The sequence below is a fragment of the Psychrobacter sp. JCM 18903 genome, from assembly GCF_000586475.1.
Classification (GTDB): domain Bacteria; phylum Pseudomonadota; class Gammaproteobacteria; order Pseudomonadales; family Moraxellaceae; genus Psychrobacter.
Window position 1 is genome coordinate 1 of sequence record NZ_BAWJ01000005.1, and the last position, 21,830, is coordinate 21,830.

Here is a 21,830-nt window from a genome sequence, read left to right on the forward strand (position 1 = left end):
CTATTAGTAAAAGTGTGGCAGGACGCGCCACCAAGATTCATTTAGCGGTTGATGCTCACGGTAACCCTATTACTTTTATCTTATCAGATGGCACGACTCACGATGTAAAGGTAGCACCAGATTTAGTGGATAAGATTAATTTAAGTGGTACAGACATGCTATGTGCCGATAAGGGCTATGATTCTGATCCGCTGCGAGACCATATTGAACAAGCGGGTTGCTTCAATAATATTGCTAGAAAACAGAATACTAAGTTCACCAATAACCATATGGACTGGCACTTGTACAAGGCTCGGCACTTAGTAGAAAATGCTTTTGCTAAGTTAAAAAACTACAGGGCGGTTGCAACTAGATTTGATAAGCTCAAACAAAGTTATGAGAACACAGTGGCTCTCGCTTGTGCCTATATCTGGCTGAAATTATGAATGTTCAACACGCCCTAATCGATTGATATGTTAAATTAGCTTCTATCATTATCGTTTATAATAAAATCTTCAAAATATCAGGAACCGCATCGCTATTTGCTTTGCGGTTTTTCTGTGTCTATGACTCTTAAATAAGCTAGAAATATTGCTCTGTGTAAAGACACGTTAATCTTTGACCCCAGCTATGTTATGCCACTTACAGCCTATTACACGCAATTACTTCAAGCGCACACTTTGCTACCTTGCTCATATATCTCATCGAAAATCATAATGTTAAGATTCTTACAAGTCGATGTAGAGGCTACTCACATGGCTTGCTACACCTTTTATTATAAAAATATTTTTACTAGAAATTTAACTTTTCCAAAACAACGATTGTTTTTAAAATAATTAATAATGATTAACTCATAAAAAAGGAAGACAACAATGAGCCAACTAATTCGTTTAAAAGATATCCAAGCTACTCATAAAGATCTAATCGGTGATGATTATTATGACCCAACAGGTAAAACTGCTTATGGCGTCAATGAAGAGAAAATCGGTAAAATTGAAGGTGCATTAGTAGAAGACACCACTGGTCGCATTCGTTATTTGATCGTTGATGTTGGTGGTTGGTTCAGCTCAAAAGAAGTATTGGTACCCGCTGGTTTGGCACGTATCGTTGGTGATGATGTCTTTTTTGACAGCTTGACCAAGTCTCAAGTCGATGCCATGGAAGTATATGACCATGATTATCAGTATAGCTACAAAGACCAGTATCAAAAGGATCGTCAAGCATTTGTCGCTGATACTGTTCCAGTTGCAGAGCGTATGGAGATTGCAGATCATGCCTATGACGCACCAAACACACTAGAGCTACTAGAAGAGCGCTTGACCGTCAATAAAGATCGTATCGTGGCAGGTTTGGTTAAAGTTGGTAAACATATAGTGACCGAAGAGCGTAATGTCGATGTTGAGCTAGAAGAAGAGCACGCTAATATTCAGCGTACTAACGTAGATCGTCCAACAGATCGCCGTATCGGTGACATTGATGGCAATCAAACCATTGAAGTTGAACTAGAGGCTGAACGTGCCCGCGTTGGTAAAGACACTTACGTATCTGAAGAAGTGAACGTCGGTAAAACCACTGAACGTCATACTGAAACTATCGTTGAGACTATCCAACGTGAAGAATTGGATATCGATCGCGATGGCAACGTAGTAGACCGTGAAGGCAATATAATTGACCGTGATGGTATTACTGCAGAAGACGTACGCCGCGCTCGTGGTATGTAATACGCTAAACCGTCATACTGTTTGGCTGTCATTAAAAAGTAAGAACGCTGAGCAATATATGACCGTAATAAGCAGCTAAGTATTTTTACTTAGTGAATTAAGACCAGAGCATGCCTCTGGTCTTTTTTTGCTTATTATACTCAAAAATACTTAGGAATTAAAAATACTTAATGACATCTGATAATGCTAACCTTGCAAAATCTGCAAAAATGGCTCTAAAATATTGTATAACGATTTTTTCATAAAGATAAGGACATTATGATGACTACCAATCACGACGACAGCATCCAAAACGATAGCTTTCTACAAGAGAGTTACATAACAAGCAAGTGACACCAAACGCTATAACTGCCCCAATTGATACTCATAATGGCACAGTAGCTAATGACATAGAAAGTAATGATATAAGCAGTAATGATATAAGCAGTAATGACATAGGTAAGAGCAATCATAATGTTGGACACTTGGAGCTATTAGAAGAGCGTCCTGTCATCAATAAAGAGCGTTTAGATGTCGGTAAAGTAACGGTGACCAAGCACGCTCGCACTAAGACCATTGACGTGCCTATTGAGTTGGTAGAAGAATATATTACTATTCGCACTGAACACCACGATGCGAAAAGTCAGGACTTATTATCAGGCAATTATGATGAAAAGGATATATTGCGCCATATCGAGCCATCGTTAGATAGCAAGGCGGTCGTTACCGTGAATGGCAAACAGATCGAAATTGGTGATGAACCGATTGAAATTGTCCTATCACGTCAAGTGGCTACCATTACTAAAGACACCTATGCTATCCAAGAAATCGATATCAATAAAACCACTCATACCCATACAGATAGTATCCAAGTAGTGCTTAAGCATGAAGAATTAGATGTGAAGGAAGAGGGATTTTTGGCACATGAGTCTAGCGCAAATCCTCATAAATAATTTTACTGACTCTTTAAAACCAGACATAAAAAAGCAACGTTATCGTTGCTTTTTTATGATTGCTTACTTATTATGAGGTCTTTTTACATTCATAAGTGCTGACATTAGCCGCATCTGTACCTGCTGTACGCATCACACCCGTCTCACGCGCTTCATGTGCTACACGCCACTGGGTAAAGCCCTGACTGCCATCAATAGCGGTTGCTACTTCGAACACTTCTGGATTACTGGCATCATTGGTTTTATTTAATGTCACCGTACCCGTATCAGTCGCGATGACTACTTGTTTGGTATCTTCTTTATAAGTTGCATTAACTTTCAGCTCAGGTGAGCACAGATAAGCTATTTGACTGACACCACTATTTACCGAAGCTACGGTATCATCCTGTACTTCACTGAGCGATGCATCCGCTGTATCGACAACCACCTCATTAGGCTCAGCAGGTTCAGCGGACATCGGCACCGTTTCTTCGCTATGAGCACCATCATCTATACCCGCTTCTGTGTCTGACTGTTGCTGACAAGCACCAAGCGTCAGGACACCAGCAAGTAGCCCAGTCAGCGCCACAGAAGTACGCAATTTTTTTAATAATTCTATAGTCATAACACTTTCCCCAATGAATATGTTAAACACTATAACGTGTCCATAAATTCACGCCTATGTTGAATTTGTAAGTAATCAATACAAAATATAGCCAACACGTTTGTGAAGAGTCAACTTTACTATCTACAAATAATATAGTCGATTCAAGATGATTTAGAGACAAAGAATATGAGCAAATACAGAAAAGCCCTTATCTAAAGTAGATAAGGGCTTTTGAGACTAACGAATATTAAAGATATATAAGCAGCAATGCTTAGCTTTTTATTATCAATATTCGTTTATGAATGCTATATTTTACCATGACATTGCTTGTACTTAAGACCTGAACCACAAGGGCATGGGGCGTTACGACTGATATTCATACCAGCGTATGGGTCTGCCTCATTGGTATTATTACCACTACCCACAATAGCACCTGCGACCGCACTACCAGCAAGATTACGATTTTGCGCGGCGGCTTTTTCAGCTCCGCTATCCATATTATCAATATCACTATGCTCGAACTGCATTTGCATATGAGCAGCATTCTCACGCTGCTGTATTTCCAGCGCTTCTAGCTCTTCTTTAGTCGGAATATGGACACGTGATAAATCTTGAACGGTCTCAGATTTAATTGCGCCAAGCATCATTTGGAACAGCTCAAATGATTCACGCTTATATTCTTGCTCAGGGTTTTTCTGTGCATAACCACGCAGATGAATACCTTTACGCAGCTGATCCATTTGGGTCAAATGCTCTTTCCAATGCTTGTCTAAGCTCTGTAGCATAAAGTGACGCTCAAGCTGAGCAGCATCTTTTTCGCCCATCTGCTCACGGCGGCTATGATAGCGATCGATAGCCGTTTGGATGATTTTGGCACGTAAGCCTTCTTCATCTAAGCGACGATCTTCATCGAGCCAATCATTGATCGGCATCGCAATCTTGAATTCGTCCTCAAGCTCATCTTCTAAACCATCGATATTCCACTGGTCATCGATAGAGCCCGGCGGGATAAACTGGTTAATCATGGCATTATAAACTTCATGATGCATGACTTCAATGGCCTCTAACAAATCTAACTCTGCCAGTAAATCATCACGCTGACTATAGATGACTTTACGCTGCTCATTGGCGACGTCATCGTATTTCAATAGGTTTTTACGGGCATCGAAATCGCGGCTTTCTACTTTACCTTGGGCGTTCTCAATCGATTTAGAAACCATTTTATGTTCAATGGCTTCATCTTCTTTAAGACCCATGGCGCGCATCATATTAACGACGCGGTCACCGGCAAAGATACGCATCAAGTCATCTTCAAGCGATAAGAAGAAGCGCGACATCCCAGGGTCACCTTGACGACCGGCACGACCACGCAGCTGGTTATCAATACGGCGTGATTCATGACGCTCAGAGCCGATAATATGTAGACCGCCAGCGGCAACGACTTGGTCGTGCTTAACTTGCCATTGGGCTTTTAGGCGCGCCATCTCTTCTGGACTAACCGAATCAATATCTTCAATAAATGATTGCCAGTTACCACCAAGGATAATGTCGGTACCACGACCTGCCATGTTGGTCGCAATCGTCACAGCCTTTGGACTACCAGCCTGCGCGATGATTTCTGCTTCACGCTCATGTTGCTTGGCGTTTAGGACGTTATGCTTGACGCCTTCTTGATCGAGCAAGTAGGACAACTCTTCACTGGCTTCAATCGTCGCCGTACCAACCAATACTGGTGCGCCTTTGGCTTGAATCTCTTTAATCTCGCGGATGATACCTTTATATTTCCCTAACTTGGTTAAGAAAATCTGATCATCCATATCGATACGCGCAATCGGCTCATGGGTTGGAATCACGATGACATCTAAATCATAAGTGGATTTAAATTCTGCAGCTTCGGTATCAGCTGTACCCGTCATACCTGACAGTTTGTCATAGAGACGGAAATAGTTCTGGAATGTCGTGGTTGCGAGCGTTTGGTTCTCTGCTTGAATTTCAACGTTTTCTTTGGCTTCTACCGCTTGATGCAAACCTTCTGACCAACGGCGACCGGGCATCGTACGACCAGTGTTTTCATCAACGATAACCACTTCGCCATCATCGACGATATAATGGACGTTTTTAACGAAAACATGATGGGCACGAATCGCTGCTTGGACGTGCGCCAATAGTGGCAAACGGCTTGGGCTATACAAGCTTTCATTTTCACCAAGCTCGCCCACTTCAATTAAGAAGCGCTCAATTTTTTCATAGCCTTTTTCGCTAATCTCGATTTGACGGTTTTTCTCATCAATCCAGAAATCTTCTTCTTCGTTATTCTTATTGGCTTCTTCATCTTTTGAGCGAATAAGTACCGGAATAATGGTGTTAATCAGCGCATACATACGTGATGAATCTTCGGCTTGACCCGAGATAATCAATGGCGTACGCGCTTCATCGATTAAAATAGAGTCAATTTCATCGATAATACAGAAGTTTAGCGGACGCTGTTTTTTCTCAGCTAGGCTAAAAACCATATTATCGCGCAGATAATCAAAGCCGTATTCGTTGTTGGTACCATAAGTGATATCTGCTTGATAAGCGTCAATTTTTTCTTGCGGCGGCTGCTGCGAGTAAATCACCCCAACCGTCATACCCAAAAAGCCAAATAGCGGACGGTTTAACTCAGCATCACGTGCCGCCAAATAATCGTTGACCGTCACTAGATGGACGCCTTTGCCACTGATAGCATTGAGATACATGGCCAAGGTTCCCATTAGGGTTTTACCTTCACCGGTTTTCATCTCAGCAATTTTGCCTTCGTGCAGGGTGATACCACCGATTAGCTGCACATCATAGTGACGCATGCCGTTGACGCGTAGCGATGCCTCACGGCAGACCGCAAACGCTTCTGGTAATAATGCATCTAAGCTTTCACCTTTTTGGTGTCTTGCTTTAAACTCTTCGGTTTTTTGTTGTAATTGCTCATCAGACAGGGCTTGTATCGTAGCCTCATGTGCGTTGATTTTGCTGACCACTTTACGCATGCGCTTTAATTCGCGGTCATTTTTCGTGCCAACGACACTGCCTATAATCTTTGATAACATAATTTTTTGACCTATGGAAATATTCGATAATTAGTGCGCATTAGCCAAGGCTTTATATGCTGCCGCCTTGTCATCATAGCTATCATAGTCATCACCCGACTAACGTACCACTTAATGAAGTACTGACTAATGACGTGTCGCCTAATGAAGTATCGCCCAATTAAGTGTGACGTCATTATATATGGTTATGACGCCGATGGATACAAGGGCAATGAGTAGATATTTGCCGACGTAAAAACCGAGCAGGACGTGTTAAAATAGCGCTTATAGTCTTAATCTTTCAAGCTTTTACCTACTCCCTTTAACAGGATAATTTACTAACCCTCAGCCGTTATTTATTCTTATAAAAACCAGCGTTTCGCCCCACGTAAACCCATTTAAGCATCATAAGAGACCCTGCATGACCGTTAAGCCGTCCGCTCAAAATCCTCATTTAGCTGAACCGTTAGTCATAGGTGATGCCGTTTATCACTTGGCAGACCATACGCCGATGATGGTGCAATATCTAACCATGAAAGCCAACTATCCACAAGCGCTGCTGCTGTACCGGATGGGTGATTTTTATGAGTTATTTTTTGATGATGCCAAGCGCGCGGCGCAGATACTCGATATTACGCTCACTCGCCGTGGTACGGATAAAGCAGGCAATACCATTGCGATGGCAGGCGTGCCGTTTCATGCGGCTGATAGCTATATGGCGCGGCTCATTGCGGCTGGGCAGACAGTGGTCGTTTGTGAGCAAATTGACGAGTCAGCCAGTGGCACTAGCAGCCCGTCCAATACACCTACAATGGGCGATAAGCAAAAAAAAGATAAAAGTAAATCTGCTGCTGGCACTATCATGCGCCGTGAAGTAGTTAAAACCCTGACCGCTGGTACGATTACTGATGACGCCTTAATTGCACCCAACCACACCCCGACTGTCGTTGCCATTGATATCGAAACTCCTAAATCGAACAGCAAACAACCTATGCAAGCTGCTATTAGCCAAATGGATTTAGCTGCTGGAACGCTAACCACACAAACACTCAGTGCGCATCATGGTGATATTGAAGGTTTGCAAACCCAAATGCTGACAGTGCTGGCACGCTTTGCGCCAAGTGAATGTATTATTAGCGAAGCGCTGGGCAACAGTTTTGACAGTAGTAATATTAATGGCGAAAATTGGCTGCTGTGGCTACGGCAAAATCTTGATTGCCCTATTATCGAAGTTGCCGCCAATGACTTTCATCGTGAGCATGCCAGCGCAACCCTTTGTCAACAGTTTGATGTGCAACGCCTCGATGGGCTTGGTATTAGCGATGCTATGCTTAGCCAATCTAGCTGTGCAGCATTGATACATTATGCACGGCAGACCCAGCAGCGCCATATACCACAACTGAACCAGCTAATTGTTGAATATAGCGATGACTATTTAATTATTGATGCCAATAGTCAGCAAAACCTTGAGCTTTTTACACCCGTTAGCAGTAATGGTACGTCGCTGATATCGGTGCTCAATCATTGTCAAACGCCAATGGGACGACGCTTACTGGTTCAGCAAATGAAGCGTCCGCTGCGTCAACATGCGCGTATTAATCTGCGTTTAGATGCGATCACTAATCTTTTGCAGAAAACAAATCAAGCTGGTGAAAACAACCATATTAAGCAAAATTTAGAAAATAGCTCATTGGTCAGCCGTCTACGCGAAACCTTAAATACCATCGGTGATATCGAACGTATCAGTAGCCGTATCGGACTGATGAGCGCCAAACCGCGTGACCTGCGTAAACTTGCCGACGGTATCGCTAGTAGCTCGCAACTGAGCGATTTACTGACCGCTGCAGGTATCAGTCATAAGCAGGCAGGCTTATTGTCCATGCTGATGCAGCAATTGCCAGACCAGCTACCGGCGGTGCAATCCGTCGCCGAGCTGATTGAGCGTGCTATTGTCATAGAGCCACCAGCGCATATCCGTGATGGGGGCATGCTTGCTAGTGGTTACGACGAAGAACTCGATCGCCTCACACATTTGCATGACAATATCCAAGTAACATTAGATAAGATGCTAGAGCGCGCGCGTCAGGATTATCAATTACCTAGCTTAAAAGTGGGCTTTAATAAAGTCAGCGGCTTTTATTTTGAACTGCCAAAAATGCAGGCGAAAAATGCCCCTGCGCATTTTATCCGGCGGCAAACGCTAAAGAGTAGCGAGCGTTTTATCACTGATGAGCTAAAAGCAGTTGAGACCGAATATCTAAGCGCACAAAGCTTAGCCTTGACTCGTGAAAAACAGCTATATCACGAACTATTGACCATATTAAGTAGCCATTTAGCCGAACTGCAACAGCTTAGCGCGGCTATCGCACAAATAGATGTGCTTAGTAATTGGGCGCAGCTTGCCATAATTTATAATTGGCAACGACCAGTCATGAGTAACGACTCAAAAAATGACAGTTATGCAAAAATTGATAGCCAAACTAGTATTGATATCAAAGCAGGTCGCCATGTCGTCGTTGAAGCGGCATTAAATCCAAATAATACTGCCACTCAAAGCAAAACAACCAAACATAGCAGCCATTTCGTTGCCAATGATTGTGCATTGGGCGGTCATACCAATCCTGAAAGACTGTTAATGATTACCGGTCCTAATATGGGTGGCAAATCTACCTATATGCGTCAAACCGCGCTGATTGTTTTACTTGCTCATTGCGGCAGCTTTGTCCCAGCAGCAAGTGCTCAGATTGGGGACATCGACCGTATTTTTACCCGTATTGGCTCGGCTGATGATTTGGCCGGCGGTAAGTCCACCTTTATGGTTGAGATGATTGAGACCGCGAATATTCTCAATCAGGCGACCAATAAATCGCTGGTACTGATGGATGAAGTCGGACGCGGTACGGCTACTACGGATGGCTTAGCGATTGCTCATGCCTGCGTCAATCGATTGGTCGAGATTGGCTGCCTGACATTATTTGCCACCCATTACTTTGAGTTGACGCAATTGGTCAACCCTGCTGAAAGCCAACACGCCAGTATTCGTAATGTCCATGTCGCTGCCAGTGAAGTTGATGGTCAATTATTACTACTCCATCAAATTAAAGATGGCGCCGCAAGCTCTAGCTTTGGACTGCATGTCGCAAAAATGGCGGGAATTCCGACTCAAGTATTAAATGATGCGAAGCAGTATTTAGTAGATAATTTAAAAACTGAAAGTGTAAAAGCCATTGATGATAAAAATGAATTAGCTAAGTCAGTAAAGGATGAAAGAGCGCAGGCTTATCATAGTGTATCAGAGAAAACAAAGGAAGACAGTGTTCACTCAAGTGAAAGTACCACTACCATTCCACAACAAAATCAATTATTTAGCTTGCAAGATGAGCTAGCAGCGATTAATCCTGATAACCTGACGCCCAAGCAAGCGCACGATTTACTGTATCATCTCAAGGAAATCATTAGTCAGTAAAGGGATTTGTCAAATAGCGGTAAAAGCGCTAAAATATGTCTTATTTTTCAGCTAATGTACTTACAATCGTAATTGTACTTTGCCAAACCAATAACAGGTAGACCACTATGACCTTTGTCGTTACAGATAACTGCATTCTTTGCAAATACACCGACTGTGTGGAAGTCTGTCCTGTGGACTGCTTTTATGAAGGCCCGAACTTCCTCGCTATCGACCCTGACGAATGCATCGACTGCGCGCTTTGCGAGCCCGAATGCCCTGCCAATGCTATCTTCTCAGAAGATGAAGTACCAAAAGGGCAAGAAGTGTTTATTCAATTAAACGAGGAGCTGGCGCAAAAATGGCCAAATATCACTGAAATGAAAGGACAGTTGCCAGAGGCTGAAAAGTGGGATGGGGTGGAAGGCAAGATTCAGTATTTAGAGAAGTAGCTTCTAATCTAGATATAATCTACTAAGTATATGGCCTATATATCTTCATTATACTTTCAGGTGGTTTGTGGCACTGTATTGTAGGAATATATTATTGCTAGATTGAATATATGAAAAAGAGCTCACTGAGCTCTTTTTTATTATCAATTCAAATGGCTATTAAGGCTTACAAGCGTTTGGAAGATACTTTGTATCGATGGTAGTAGCCGCTCCAATAGCGGTTCCTACTGTTGTATTACCACAGGCCCAAACCGAACCACCATTGGCCGTTATCATTGTAAGTACCTTGCCATTCGCTAAGCCAGTATTTATAGTAGATTTGATAGTACCATTAGGATAAGTACCTTCTATAGTATTACTGACAGTGGAATATTTACCATCTAGAGTAACACTAATTTCATCAATACCTTGAACATCATTCGGCCCTACAAAAGCTGTAGGCCAAGCGTCTTTTTCGACTCCGTATTCAGCAAGCGGTTGCTTTAATGCTCCTAGTAAACTGGCCGCTTCTGATACTTGAGCGCGAGTGATGTAAAGTTGGTAGGCAGGTATAGCAATAGCAGCGAGTATTCCAATAATGACAACAACAATCATCATCTCAATCAGCGTAAAGCCAGACTGACTGTCAGAGCTATGATGTAAATCGGTTAATATAATCATAGTCATCCGTATAATAATAAGTTATATAAACATCTGCACACAGTATGCCAATATGTTATATCAAATCTTTATTACTAGTTAAACTCAACGCTATTACGTAAGTTGATAACAACAATTATGATTTCAATGTAACTTACTCAGACCAAGGTCTAAGATTAACCAAATCAATGACTGCCCCATTAGTGTCCGTTAGCACAACCATATCTAATACTGACGCTTTTAATGGCAACCATCCAGTAGCGGTTGGATAGTGATGTAAAATGTTATTAACTCGTTGACTATCATTGTAATTATTTAACTGCGTCAATGGCTGTGCCTTAGTTTTAATTGCAAGATCGGCAGTAGCTATGGGCTGATAGTTATCGACTCTATAAGTGATGCTAATACCGTCTGTCAGCTCTTCTGTCTGCTGTCTGCCTCTTGCTTCCTTATCAGATGAAAATGGCGAATAAACAAACTTAGAACGCTCAAAAAGACCTAAAGTCGGCGCGGTAATCACGTCCATTTTGGTATTCTGCTGTGCCCAACTGACTTCACTGGGTGTGACTGCTTCAAAATCGTCAATGGCAAATACTAAGTAGGCCGGTCTGCCATCTTCAATAACAAACAATCCATATAACAGTGTCATCATCTGTAGAGCACATATAATGGCTATATCTCGCCTCAACTCTTTTTTATCAGTTTTATAAACAATAAAGGTCAACAATGGCGGCACGATAAGAGTAATGGCGATTAGCATCAGCATTATTGGCAAAACGCCGCTCGCTTGAAGTAAGGGTGGCGGATACCAAATCAAACAGATAACAGCGCCTATGATAATGCTAAGCACTAATGAGAAAAGTAGATGATAGCTGGAAAGTGCCAATCGAGAAGCGGAATAAAAAGACATGGTGATCAGATGATCCTTTGTTTTATATGATAAATGATTCAAACTTAGCAACTATTTTAGCGATAAAAAAGAGCTCCGAGGAGCCCTTTTTTATACTTCTATCATCTAAACAAATATTATGGTTTGCATGAGTTTGGAAGATACTTCACAGGAATAGTAGTATTAGCTGCAGCCCCAACTGCAGTACCAACGGTAGTTGCACCACAAGCCCAAGTAGAGCCACCATCTGCTGTTGTTAAGGCTAGCTGATTAGCATTTGCTGTACTTGCTTTACCAGTAGTCATTACCGCAGTAATTACCCCAGCAGGATATGTGCCAATCGGAGCCGCTTCCGTTCCGACTGAAGTGATTGTGGCGTACTTACCTGTTAGTGTGGCATTGATTGCACCAGCAGCCGGAGTTGCGGTACCAGCAGCAACCAGAGTAGGCCAAGCATTTTTATCAGCGCCATATTCTGCTAATGGCGCTTTTAATCCTCCTAGTAAGGTGACCGCTTCAGATACTTGTGAACGGGTGATGTAGTCTTGATAAGCAGGAATAGCGATCGCCGCTAGAATACCGATAATAGCAACAACGATCATTAACTCGATTAAGGTAAAACCTTTTTGTACAGTGTTCATAAGAACTCCTTTGGGGTATATAAAGATAGCTGATTATTAGCAGTTTCTATCTTTAGGGATATTGTCTATTTCTTTCTTACTATAAAGATTGCATTTATTATGCCAATATCCTAATTACAATAATTCTACCCTCAAAAACACCTTTAACAGCGTGATTTACTATGTTTAGTTTACAAACAATCGTAAGTTTGACGCTAAATGTTACGCTTAAGATACTGAAAATTGTCAGTTCACCTATGATAAGTAATGTAAGGTAAAGATGACTGACAATTTTTGTCAGCTTAATAATATCTCTATTATATTTATGCTATTTAATCCATTCCTCGCCAGTACCGCATTTCTTATTTACCCCCGTACCTCGACATTTAATACCTTGATAATTCAAAGTTAGTGTACCGTCCTTAATTACTTGGCTATTAGGCTTAGGGGCGGCAGTAATTATCCATTTAGCAACGAGTGGATCCGTTATGGTCACATCATATAGCTGAGTACCCTGCCTTGGGTATGCAGTAGAAAAATCTGTTTTGACACCTGCACTAATCGCACTATAACTACCTTGCGCTAGTTTACGACTTTCTATCTCTGAAGCGATATTTTGCATCTCGCTCATCATGTCGGTGCGTTTGGTTTTGATGACGTATTGTTGGTAACTAGGATAGGCGATAGCAGCAAGTATACCGATAATGGCAACAACAATCATCATCTCGATTAAAGTAAAGCCTTGCTGCTTGCATAGTGCTTTAGATGATTTGGTAGAAGTTTGCATTACCAGTTCTCCTCCCCTGTACCACAGTCATCGTCAGTACTGGTAATAGTTCTGTCTTTACTTTTGCATCGTACTCCAGTACTACTCAGCATAATGATATGCGCACCTGAGCTTTCAAATGAAGTGTTTGGCTCTGCCAACATAAGCCACGAGCTACCCGAAGTAGAATAGCTTGAAACTAAAGGATCAGTAGGAGGTAGTGGTGACAAAGTATTGCCTTCAAGATCTACTAAGGTAATCTGATAATGGAAATTGGTACTATCGCTACCCTTAGGTACATAGATTGTTTTATTGTCAGTTGGATCATCATACGTATAACTGACATCGCCATTACTTGCGACTTTTTTGGGTGTAAAGCCTTTATAAGTCAGAGCACTAGCGCGCCAACGATTGAGCTCTATATCCAGCTCCTGCATTCTTGCCTGTACCTGTGACTCAGCATTACGTACTACAAATTGCCGATAAGAGGGAACCGCAATCGCCGCTAAGATAGCCACTATTATAATGACTATCATCAGCTCTATGAGCGTAAAGCCTACTTGTTGTTTTAACGCCTTCACATTCATGCGACTATCCTATCAGTCTACTTCATACCAAGTTTTAGGCTGCAGTGTATAACGCTCATTAAATATCAACTCAGGGCGCTACCGCTTCCGAGAATCTGATCTGCTGAACCTAAGCCCTGTGCTTCATTGATCGGAGTATAGACGTCTTTGCCTGTATCCGTTCCGAAATCCACCCTATCTGTCGCACGCTCTGCCAGTGTACGGGTACCGATGAGCAAACGCTGGTTCGACAGTGTCGAGCTACGTGGTCCTAGGGTTAGCTCTTGTAGCCCTTGACCTGCTCTGACAAAGCCGCCGGTACCGTTTTTGGAATTGGCATCGGTACAGATACCGTATGGTAGGCAGTATAGCTGACGCTCTGAGCCACCAACGATTTTGGCTGAGCAAGTGTTTGTTGAGCCATAGCTCATATCTGGATTGTATGCTGTCGTATATAAGAAGCTATCGATAACTTGTGATTTTCCGATACCTTTGGTATAGCGTACATTGCCATAGCCATCGAATCGAGTCAGTGGATAGTACCAGCCTTGCTTGGTACCCTGACGCATCAGCTCACTGACGACGTTTTTCTGCTCTAGCGTATATCCTGTTGCACCAAGGGTGCCTATTTTACCCGGTAGCTCAACCAGATTACTGGCATCGGTATTATTAGCGGATAAGTTGGATATACTCTGACCGCCCGCAGCAGCCGCTGTAGAGGTAAAGTTACTCGCATAGAAGAAGTTATCCGCTTTGGTCACATCGGTATCCATAATCCCGTACAGTCTATCGGACTTACTCAGATCACGTATCTTTGAGAGTGGCGAGCTGCGATCGCCTGAAATGACGTTTACAAGCGCAAATAAATTGTTACTCTGAGAGTTACGATGGAAGCTGACCACTGGACGCTCATAAAAGCGATGATTGAACTTGGTATCGGTACCCGTATAAGCGCCACTGAGTATGCGCGTCACTCGCGTATTAGCAAATGCGGTCGTCGTCGTTGGTGTGCCAGTCGGCGTCGAGCCAATGGCGCTTGGCGTCTTGAACCCCGCGTTGGTAAAGTCAGCACGGAACAGCTGACCGCCTAAATCGGCAAAGTAGATATGATCCATAAAGCCATCATTATCGCGATCGAGGGTGGTAATGCCTGCGACGACACTGTTCGTCATCGTATTGACTGTCGTTGATGCAGTGCCAGTACCAGCTGCTGACCATATCAGACTACCATCTTGGGCATTGATAATGTATACCGCATTACCTTGTACATTATCAATGCCTGAACACGCACCCAAATCGGTATCGGTCACGCCCACTTGGAATTTTTCATACTCATAACACATGTCATAACCACCGCCGAACACTAGCACATCAGTGCCTGTGTCCGTACTGGTTCTTTTGATCTTTGCCTTGGTAGGCTTAGACCATATCTGACCCATACGTTCAAAGCCTGTACTAGTTGGCGTGATCGTGAACATCATGCTTGGGCTGGTTCTGGTCGTCAGGTTAAGACCATAAAAAGCCTCGCCACCCATACGCAGACCACCATAAGCATAGAGGCCTTTATTACCATCCGTCGCGATATTCACGGTGTTATTGTCTAAATCGTATTTATAGTCTGCACTGACCAGCCAAGGCGCATCGATACCGAAGTTCGGTGAGCCTATCTCTGCTTTGTTTGCATCATCAACTAACGCGAGAGATTTGCTCTTATCTCTGAGTATCTCTCTGGGGATGACCACGAAATCTTCTTTTCCACCATCACCGCCAGCACTATAATTATCTGCATCTACCAGATGCAGACCACCTTCGCTTGAGCCAAATAAGACATAATCATCACGCGTCGCCGTGACCTTACCATCCTCATCTAGCGTGGCGGCATACGATACCGCAGCTGGTGTTGAGTGAATGGTCGCCCCAACTACCCTGATAGGCACAGTCGCATTATCAGTGGTGAGGGTCATATCTTTGACCGCTGTACTCGGTAGATTATCGAATCCTAAGAAGTTCAGAAGTCTTCTGAGAGTGATTTCATCAAAGGTAGCCGTATCGCTAAATGAAGTCGTGGTCAATGCCGCATTATCTACCACGACCTTGCCAGAATCATTTACCCCAAACTTTCGTAGTACTGGCGTCGTACCGTTCAAATCTTCAACATATAAGGTTCTGGTCGATGTCACACCAGTTTTAGGAGTGTTTAATAGCGCATAAAAGCCGCCCGACTTCACATCGTTATTGGCACCGCTATAGTCCTTATCAGACCACAAGTCAGGCGTTGTTGGCTCTAACTCACCAGCTACATTTTTAAATAGCTTGTTATCATTACTACCATAGAGCGTGCCTTCATTGAGCAGGTATTTTTTCATATTACCATCCCAGATCACAGCGTTACCCTTCACATCCGCTTGTAAGGTCGGATAGTAGGCAACTGCTAACTGACTGTCGGCACGATACGGGTCATCAGGGATAATGATGGTGCCTGAAGGTGTAGAAGGGAGATTCTGATTTAAGCCACTAACAAAGCTAGTAATACTCTTGACGATATCCTCTGTGGACTGCGCTGAGTAGAACCCGCCTTCACCAAAGCCGCCAACCCCTGGCAGATCGGGGTGTGCTTTTTCACCCCAGTTACAGGCGTTCCTTGCATCAATGTTGGATATGTTTGCACAATTATAAAAATCACGGTTGGCAGTGATACCGGTCTTGGGGTTAGTATAAGGTAAATTGACGATATCTGATGCATCAACATCAAACACTGAGCCAAAGCCCACGACTGCGGTATATATCTCACGATTCGTGCCTAAAGGATTAATCGCTGGATCACGTAAGGCTTTGGCAAATGCGCCAACTTGTGGCATTCCATTATTATTTTGAGTACCATTAGGAAGCGTCACAGAGGGTATGCTAAATGAACTGGCACCTAACGCTAATTGCATTACATAGTTAGGATTAGGGGAGCTGTTGGGCTCACCATCTGTCAAGAAGTAGATACCGCGTCCATCACAAGATGAAGGTGATGACAGAGGACTATTATAACTACCACCGCTTTTTGAGGTGGAACTGATTTGTCATAACCACTATACGTAGAAGCAGAAGTATTTTTACCTAGCATATAGGCGCCAACTTCTGCATAGGCATTAGCGGTCGGTGTATTACCACCACCACCCGCAGCAGCTACAACAGCTTTAATCTTCGCACGTTGATCGTAGTCTACTAAGGCAGCAGGCACTAGTATCTTGCCAGTTTTACTATCAGCGTCGCTGGCAAGGCCATTAGATTCATTGAATGATACTAAGTTATCGCTACCACTTTGTGATGAAAACTGACCAATACCGATAGCAACTTTTTTTGGATCTAATAAGGTATTGTCCATCAAAGTAAAAAGTGCATCTTTTAAGCGTGTTAAACGATCATAATACTTAGTAGAGGTATAGTAGTACTTATTGTCAGAACCAGAGGTGACAAAACTATATTCACTCCCTAAGGAAGGATTAGCCACTGCTGTCACACATATCGATGTATAGTTATAACTGCTATCACCAGAACCATCACTAGGCCCGCAGCGATACCATTGACCCTCAGGAGATAAACGATAATAGTATCTCTTGCTGTTGTTTACCTCACAGTATCTTTTAGTATAGCTAGGCGTGGTAGTAGAAGTTTGAGTATTAATACTGACTTGGTTATTCGAAACACCTGAAGGCAAATCACAGGCACCTTTAGTAAAATTGGCTGCCATACTACCTGATGTATCTAACATCATAGTAATGGTAGTCTTACCGCCTTCAGCCGCTTTATAGATCTCTAAATCGCCGATTCTTTTGCCCGCGACATCAGCTTGTGCAACAGGCATCACCATCATGGATGCCATGACCACGACCAGATACTTGAGTGGTAATACCTTACTATCTTGAGCTGGCGATACATTATTGAGTCGTTTCATGACCTCTATCCTTCTATGTAAATAATAAAATGAGTAAGGAGACTAAGGTGAGGATGCTAATACACATCCTGCTTGTCCTCCTCTACCGAATGGGATACATTCTGTAGAAGAAGATAGATTTGCAACATCTGCTTGCTCATATAGCATTTTGCTGGGTGTGCTGGCTGCTAGTAAACATTCATTTAATGATTGTTTACCTGAAACAACGTTGGCACTGATACTGGTCTGCTCAAAACACTTATCTGCACCTACCTTAGGCTCATTATAAGCAGGTAGCGCAGAGCTTGCTCGAATATCAAACTGATACTTTTTACTGGTTCTATCTTCAATTTCTTTACCAATGACAACATGTTCAAATGGAGTAGCATCATTACTAGGAGGCGTTAGAGCAATACTCATCTGTGTCATAACAGCCTGTCTAGCACTGGTATAATCGGATGCATTTGCATAATTACAGACACCGTTATTAAGACCATCAACATACCCGCCACCAGGAGCTCTAACTGTTGCCACTTTTGTCAGATACCTTTGGGTGCGCGGATTGAAACAATAGATAAACTCATTCACTTTATTCTCTTCAAACAATATAAAATGACCAAGAGCGCCTGTTGCGCTTGTGACATCTTTATATCCTTCAGATGCTGGACTACCATTTACCATCGTCTCTAGTTTTTGATTGGCGCTATCTGCTGATTGCAACAACACCGTATTGATCTGATCGCTAGTCGCAACTTTAAGATCTGTCGTACTTTGCCTGACTGCGATAGCACCTGCCAACATAATAAGCACTAAAAACAATAAGACTACTATCAGCGTCGCCCCTTGCTCGGTACTCCGATATGCCAAGCCAATATTGATACGCTTTTGTGTCGAACTTGATAAATCCTGATGTCGAATCACTTCTAGTCTCCTTCAATAAGCTATAGGCTAGTGTTAATATTGACGACACGAGCGTTACGTAACAATGTTGTGGTCTCATAAGTGCTACGGACTTTCTTTTTACTACTGCTATCTGTTTTCAATTTATTATCTGTAGGCGACTGACCTAATAAGGCAAATTCTGACTGTTCAGCACTACCTATAATAGGCGTGCTACCATGCACAATTAAGCCAATCTTTACAGCTGTTATAGCTGCCTTATCAGGAGTTGTTATTAATGAATAGGCGCTACTAGGTAGATAAATAAGTTGTCCTGCATTAGTTCCAGTGGTGTACTGGGCACCTAATAACACCTTAAACTGATCGACATTAACGATAAACTCTTGCCCTGCTTGTCCAAAGTTTTTTGAATCTGTTGTTGGCGTGAAAGTAGCTATTCCACCAGCGTTATTGACGCGTCCGGCGTCACATGCCAATACTAAGTCCTTAATAGCGGTAGTGCTGGTATTACTTGTTGCCAGACGTACAAAATAACGCTCGATAACGATATCGTTAACAGCAGCAGTGGCACCTTCACAATCTATCATTGGAGCGCCTGTTATATTAGTATATTGAATTGTCAATTGATCGCTATCGGTATTGGTATTTGATATACCTGTCCACCCGTTCGTACCGACAGCTGTATCGCCTGCTCGTCTGGTCAGATATCCCGTATTAGGATAAGGAGTCGGGGTGTTCGGAACGCCAACATTTAGACCCGTTAAAACAATTCCACCATTGCGAGTAGTGCCATCAATTCTGGTGGTTGGATTACCAAGATTCGCTAAACGAATACTTTTCTCCAATTGCTGCAATCCAAACACACTGGCATCCTGTAATTCACTACCACTTGCCTGAATACTGCTTGTTTTTACATTGATCAGATATACTTGAATAACGGCTGCAGAGACAATTAAACCAAGCACTAAAGAAATCATGAGCTCTATTAACGTAAAGCCTGCTTGATGAACATTCATATACTTGCTTTGTGGATTATATGACATCAGTAAGCCTCCATAATAAAGCACTCAGCACCATTCTTATAACTACCATTTGCTTTGGCACAAGCTTTAGGTTCAGTATCACTCAAATCAACGGTAGTATCTCCCAGCTTGCCACAAAACACTGAAGTTCTTGATTGCCCGACGTGCCAGGACAGCCGTTTGGTGCCATACCAATATTAATATCATTAGCGCTTGCATATGATTTTAGTAATAATCCATCACGTGTCGCCAGCTGATTAATAGTACAACTGGCTGCTGCTGTAGGTGCAGTATTAGCACTCGTAACACAACTACTTTTAGTTATAACTTTACTATCAACAGTAACACTATCTGAAGATCCGTTTATCGCTGTTTTGAAAGCAGCAATACCGCTAGGGTTAGTACGCATTGTCTCTGCTCCGCCTCGCATAATCGCTAAAGAACGAGTGCGCATTAAACTTTCGTCTGTTGCTTTTATCGCTGACATTTGCATGGCGCTAAATCCTAGTACAGCTACAGCTAGCAATAGTAACGCTACCATCACTTCTATTAATCCCACGCCTGCTTGTGTGTTTTCAATCCTCATTAACAACTCCCAGCATTTAGAGTATTAACATTAGCAATATTAGTAAGACTTACTTGTTTAGGCGTCTCACTATTAGAACCGCTATCACAGATGGTATATACTACTGTGGCGTTATTAGCCATTTTCTTATTTGGTTGAAAAACAATATTGCTTACCGTAGATGGGGTAATCGTTTGGGTAACAACACTTTTATCACTGATACTATAGCTAGATATATCGTTGCCGCCAGCTTGTAATCTGATTGTTTTAGGTGTGGTAGTATTCGTATATATAACAGTTACATTCTGACGACGGAGTATACTCTCTACCTTAGCTTCTTTTAGTGCATTAACGAGCGTCGCAGTCGTTGACTTCACTCTTTGATTAGCCAACTGATTACTGATGCTGGGCGCGGCAATACCGACAATAATCGCAAGCACAGCAATCGTTACCATCAGTTCAATCAGGGTAAATCCTGAGTTGGTTGTTCGTAGCGTAAGTGGTAGATTATTTGTAGATGCGTTCACATCAAATCCCTATTTATAACGGCAATTTTATAATAACTATTGTTTGTCCAATACCAATACTGGACCAAAAAACTAACAATGACTTCATATTTTCATATCATTTTTGCCAGTCTTTTTATTGTCATTTAATCAAAATGCTGCAATTTTTGTTCCATAATATTTAACAAAAGTTTTGCATAGAAATAACAATAGCCATAGCAGTTATGCAAGCTATTTAGAAAACATCCTTTTATAAGCAATGCTATTGAGTGATAAGCATCATATCTTGGATATTAATAACAAATAAACATATATTATTTTAATAATATAGCGTTAAGGCAACATATTAGCAACATATTAGTGATTATCAATAGAGAGGAACAGATTTTAAGACTGATTTCCATGCGCTAAAGCATAGGCAGAAAGATGGTATTTACGATTGGCTTGAATATCTGACATGGTGACTGTTTCAGACGGGGTAAGCAGTGTACGCCCCAATGCTTGTAAACTAGCACCCGTGGTCGCAACATCATCAAACAATAATAAGCGTTTCACAGGAGGCTTTTCGATTAAAACAAAAGCATTGTCTAGATTACTCAGGCGCTCAGCACGTGTAAGCCTTGCTGACTGACAGTGTCGTCAATACGCTTTACACCATGCCATAAAGGTATCTGCCAATGCTTAGACAATTGTGCGGATAAAATACTGACAGGATCGAAGCCACGTTTGACCAGTCGTTGCTCGGTTGTTGGCATGGCGACAATCACGCTATTATCATGATGACAACCATGAGGACGTGGTAGCTGACGTATAGCATGTAACAATAACGGCAATTTGGTCATGTCTTCATGGTGCTTAAAAGCTCTGATCGCTTGACGTAGCGGATACTCATAATAAGTCGCCGTTTGGATAGATAAAACTTTACCAGAAGCAATGTCAACATTGAAAGGTTTCGGCAACCACGCGATACTGTCATGACAATGTGAGCAAAGTAGTCCGCTGTTAAAACGGTGGTTGAATTGCTGGCGCAAATTAGCAAAAAATGAAGGATCGTTTGGCAGGGTCTTTAGAGAGTGCGATATAGAATCAGCCGTTGGCAAGCTACTAATATTTGATAAGAGGTAATTTTGAGATAGCTGAGATTGTGGCGTGCTGCGATAAACACGGCACAACTGGCAGCGTATATCGAGATACTCTGCCAGCCATAGTCCGGTTTGATAAGGCGCTAAAAGTCGCATGGACGATTATCAAAATGTGC

19 protein-coding genes and 1 pseudogene are annotated in these 21,830 nt (G+C 42.4%); 5 read left to right on the forward strand and 15 right to left on the reverse strand.

All coding sequences use genetic code 11. From position 1 onward, the window contains the following. From TT12_RS04565 to TT12_RS04575, 3 genes are all read left to right on the forward strand, one after another. Positions 1–425 (forward strand): IS5 family transposase (locus TT12_RS04565; protein ID WP_045452494.1); only part of this gene is annotated, 425 nt, incomplete at its 5' end. Positions 426–851: 426 nt separating this feature from the next. After that, complete coding sequence (locus TT12_RS04570; protein WP_045452496.1) at positions 852–1,700, forward strand: DUF2382 domain-containing protein; 849 nt, start codon at positions 852–854, stop codon at positions 1,698–1,700. Between the two features lie 329 nt (positions 1,701–2,029). After that, positions 2,030–2,632: a YsnF/AvaK domain-containing protein gene (locus TT12_RS04575; protein ID WP_045452497.1), complete on the forward strand. Its 603-nt coding sequence runs from the start codon at positions 2,030–2,032 to the stop codon at positions 2,630–2,632. 70 nt (positions 2,633–2,702) lie between these two features. Here TT12_RS04575 and TT12_RS04580 read toward each other — a convergent pair whose 3' ends face one another. Next, entirely contained in the window at positions 2,703–3,236 is a 534-nt protein-coding gene (locus TT12_RS04580; protein ID WP_045452499.1) for a hypothetical protein, read from the reverse strand. A gap of 287 nt (positions 3,237–3,523) precedes the next feature. Continuing rightward, positions 3,524–6,301 carry a preprotein translocase subunit SecA gene (secA, locus tag TT12_RS04585; RefSeq protein WP_045452501.1) on the reverse strand — a complete coding sequence of 926 codons (2,778 nt, stop codon included), beginning with the start codon at positions 6,299–6,301 and terminating at the stop codon, positions 3,524–3,526. Between the two features lie 400 nt (positions 6,302–6,701). Between secA and mutS the strand changes: the two genes are divergently transcribed. Both mutS and fdxA read left to right on the forward strand, forming a co-directional pair. Further along, on the forward strand, positions 6,702–9,746 hold the full coding sequence (gene mutS, locus TT12_RS04590; protein WP_045452502.1) for a DNA mismatch repair protein MutS: 3,045 nt from the start codon (positions 6,702–6,704) through the stop codon (positions 9,744–9,746). 107 nt (positions 9,747–9,853) lie between these two features. Then, positions 9,854–10,177 (forward strand): ferredoxin FdxA, encoded by a 324-nt coding sequence (gene fdxA, locus TT12_RS04595; protein WP_045452504.1) that lies wholly within the window; start codon positions 9,854–9,856, stop codon positions 10,175–10,177. Between the two features lie 159 nt (positions 10,178–10,336). On the opposite strand, the gene TT12_RS04600 is transcribed toward fdxA, so the two are convergent. The 13 genes and pseudogenes from TT12_RS04600 to TT12_RS04650 form a co-directional block, all read right to left on the reverse strand. Then, positions 10,337–10,837, reverse strand: coding sequence for a pilin (locus TT12_RS04600; protein WP_045452506.1), 501 nt, complete (start codon positions 10,835–10,837; stop codon positions 10,337–10,339). Positions 10,838–10,970: 133 nt separating this feature from the next. Next, positions 10,971–11,726 (reverse strand): TfpX/TfpZ family type IV pilin accessory protein, encoded by a 756-nt coding sequence (gene tfpZ / locus TT12_RS04605; protein ID WP_045452509.1) that lies wholly within the window; start codon positions 11,724–11,726, stop codon positions 10,971–10,973. Between the two features lie 116 nt (positions 11,727–11,842). Next, positions 11,843–12,346 carry a pilin gene (locus TT12_RS04610; protein ID WP_045452512.1) on the reverse strand — a complete coding sequence of 168 codons (504 nt, stop codon included), beginning with the start codon at positions 12,344–12,346 and terminating at the stop codon, positions 11,843–11,845. 307 nt (positions 12,347–12,653) lie between these two features. Beyond that, positions 12,654–13,112 carry a type IV pilin protein gene (locus TT12_RS04615; RefSeq protein ID WP_045452515.1) on the reverse strand — a complete coding sequence of 153 codons (459 nt, stop codon included), beginning with the start codon at positions 13,110–13,112 and terminating at the stop codon, positions 12,654–12,656. A gap of 500 nt (positions 13,113–13,612) precedes the next feature. After that, positions 13,613–13,678, reverse strand: a pseudogene (locus tag TT12_RS19285) (prepilin-type N-terminal cleavage/methylation domain-containing protein); the annotation flags it as partial. A gap of 65 nt (positions 13,679–13,743) precedes the next feature. Continuing rightward, positions 13,744–16,638, reverse strand: coding sequence for a pilus assembly protein (locus tag TT12_RS04625; protein WP_243443378.1), 2,895 nt, complete (start codon positions 16,636–16,638; stop codon positions 13,744–13,746). Next, positions 16,635–17,600: a hypothetical protein gene (locus tag TT12_RS16625; protein ID WP_243443379.1), complete on the reverse strand. Its 966-nt coding sequence runs from the start codon at positions 17,598–17,600 to the stop codon at positions 16,635–16,637. Before TT12_RS16625 ends, TT12_RS04625 begins: the two co-directional genes overlap by 4 nt. Positions 17,601–17,642: 42 nt before the next feature. Further along, positions 17,643–18,500 (reverse strand): PilX N-terminal domain-containing pilus assembly protein, encoded by an 858-nt coding sequence (locus TT12_RS04630; RefSeq protein WP_045452520.1) that lies wholly within the window; start codon positions 18,498–18,500, stop codon positions 17,643–17,645. Between the two features lie 20 nt (positions 18,501–18,520). After that, on the reverse strand, positions 18,521–19,522 hold the full coding sequence (locus TT12_RS04635; protein ID WP_045452523.1) for a prepilin-type N-terminal cleavage/methylation domain-containing protein: 1,002 nt from the start codon (positions 19,520–19,522) through the stop codon (positions 18,521–18,523). 82 nt (positions 19,523–19,604) lie between these two features. Continuing rightward, positions 19,605–20,087 carry a type IV pilus modification protein PilV gene (gene pilV, locus TT12_RS04640; protein ID WP_243443380.1) on the reverse strand — a complete coding sequence of 161 codons (483 nt, stop codon included), beginning with the start codon at positions 20,085–20,087 and terminating at the stop codon, positions 19,605–19,607. Then, the gene (locus tag TT12_RS04645; protein WP_045452525.1) at positions 20,087–20,593 is read right to left on the reverse strand and encodes a GspH/FimT family pseudopilin; all 507 of its coding nucleotides are present in this window, start codon (positions 20,591–20,593) and stop codon (positions 20,087–20,089) included. Before TT12_RS04645 ends, pilV begins: the two co-directional genes overlap by 1 nt. A gap of 366 nt (positions 20,594–20,959) precedes the next feature. After that, positions 20,960–21,127, reverse strand: a complete 168-nt coding sequence (locus TT12_RS16630) for a hypothetical protein (RefSeq protein ID WP_243443381.1) — start codon at positions 21,125–21,127, stop codon at positions 20,960–20,962. Between the two features lie 41 nt (positions 21,128–21,168). Further along, the gene (locus TT12_RS04650) at positions 21,169–21,810 is read right to left on the reverse strand and encodes a ComF family protein (RefSeq protein ID WP_243443382.1); all 642 of its coding nucleotides are present in this window, start codon (positions 21,808–21,810) and stop codon (positions 21,169–21,171) included. Positions 21,811–21,830 lie beyond the last annotated feature (20 nt).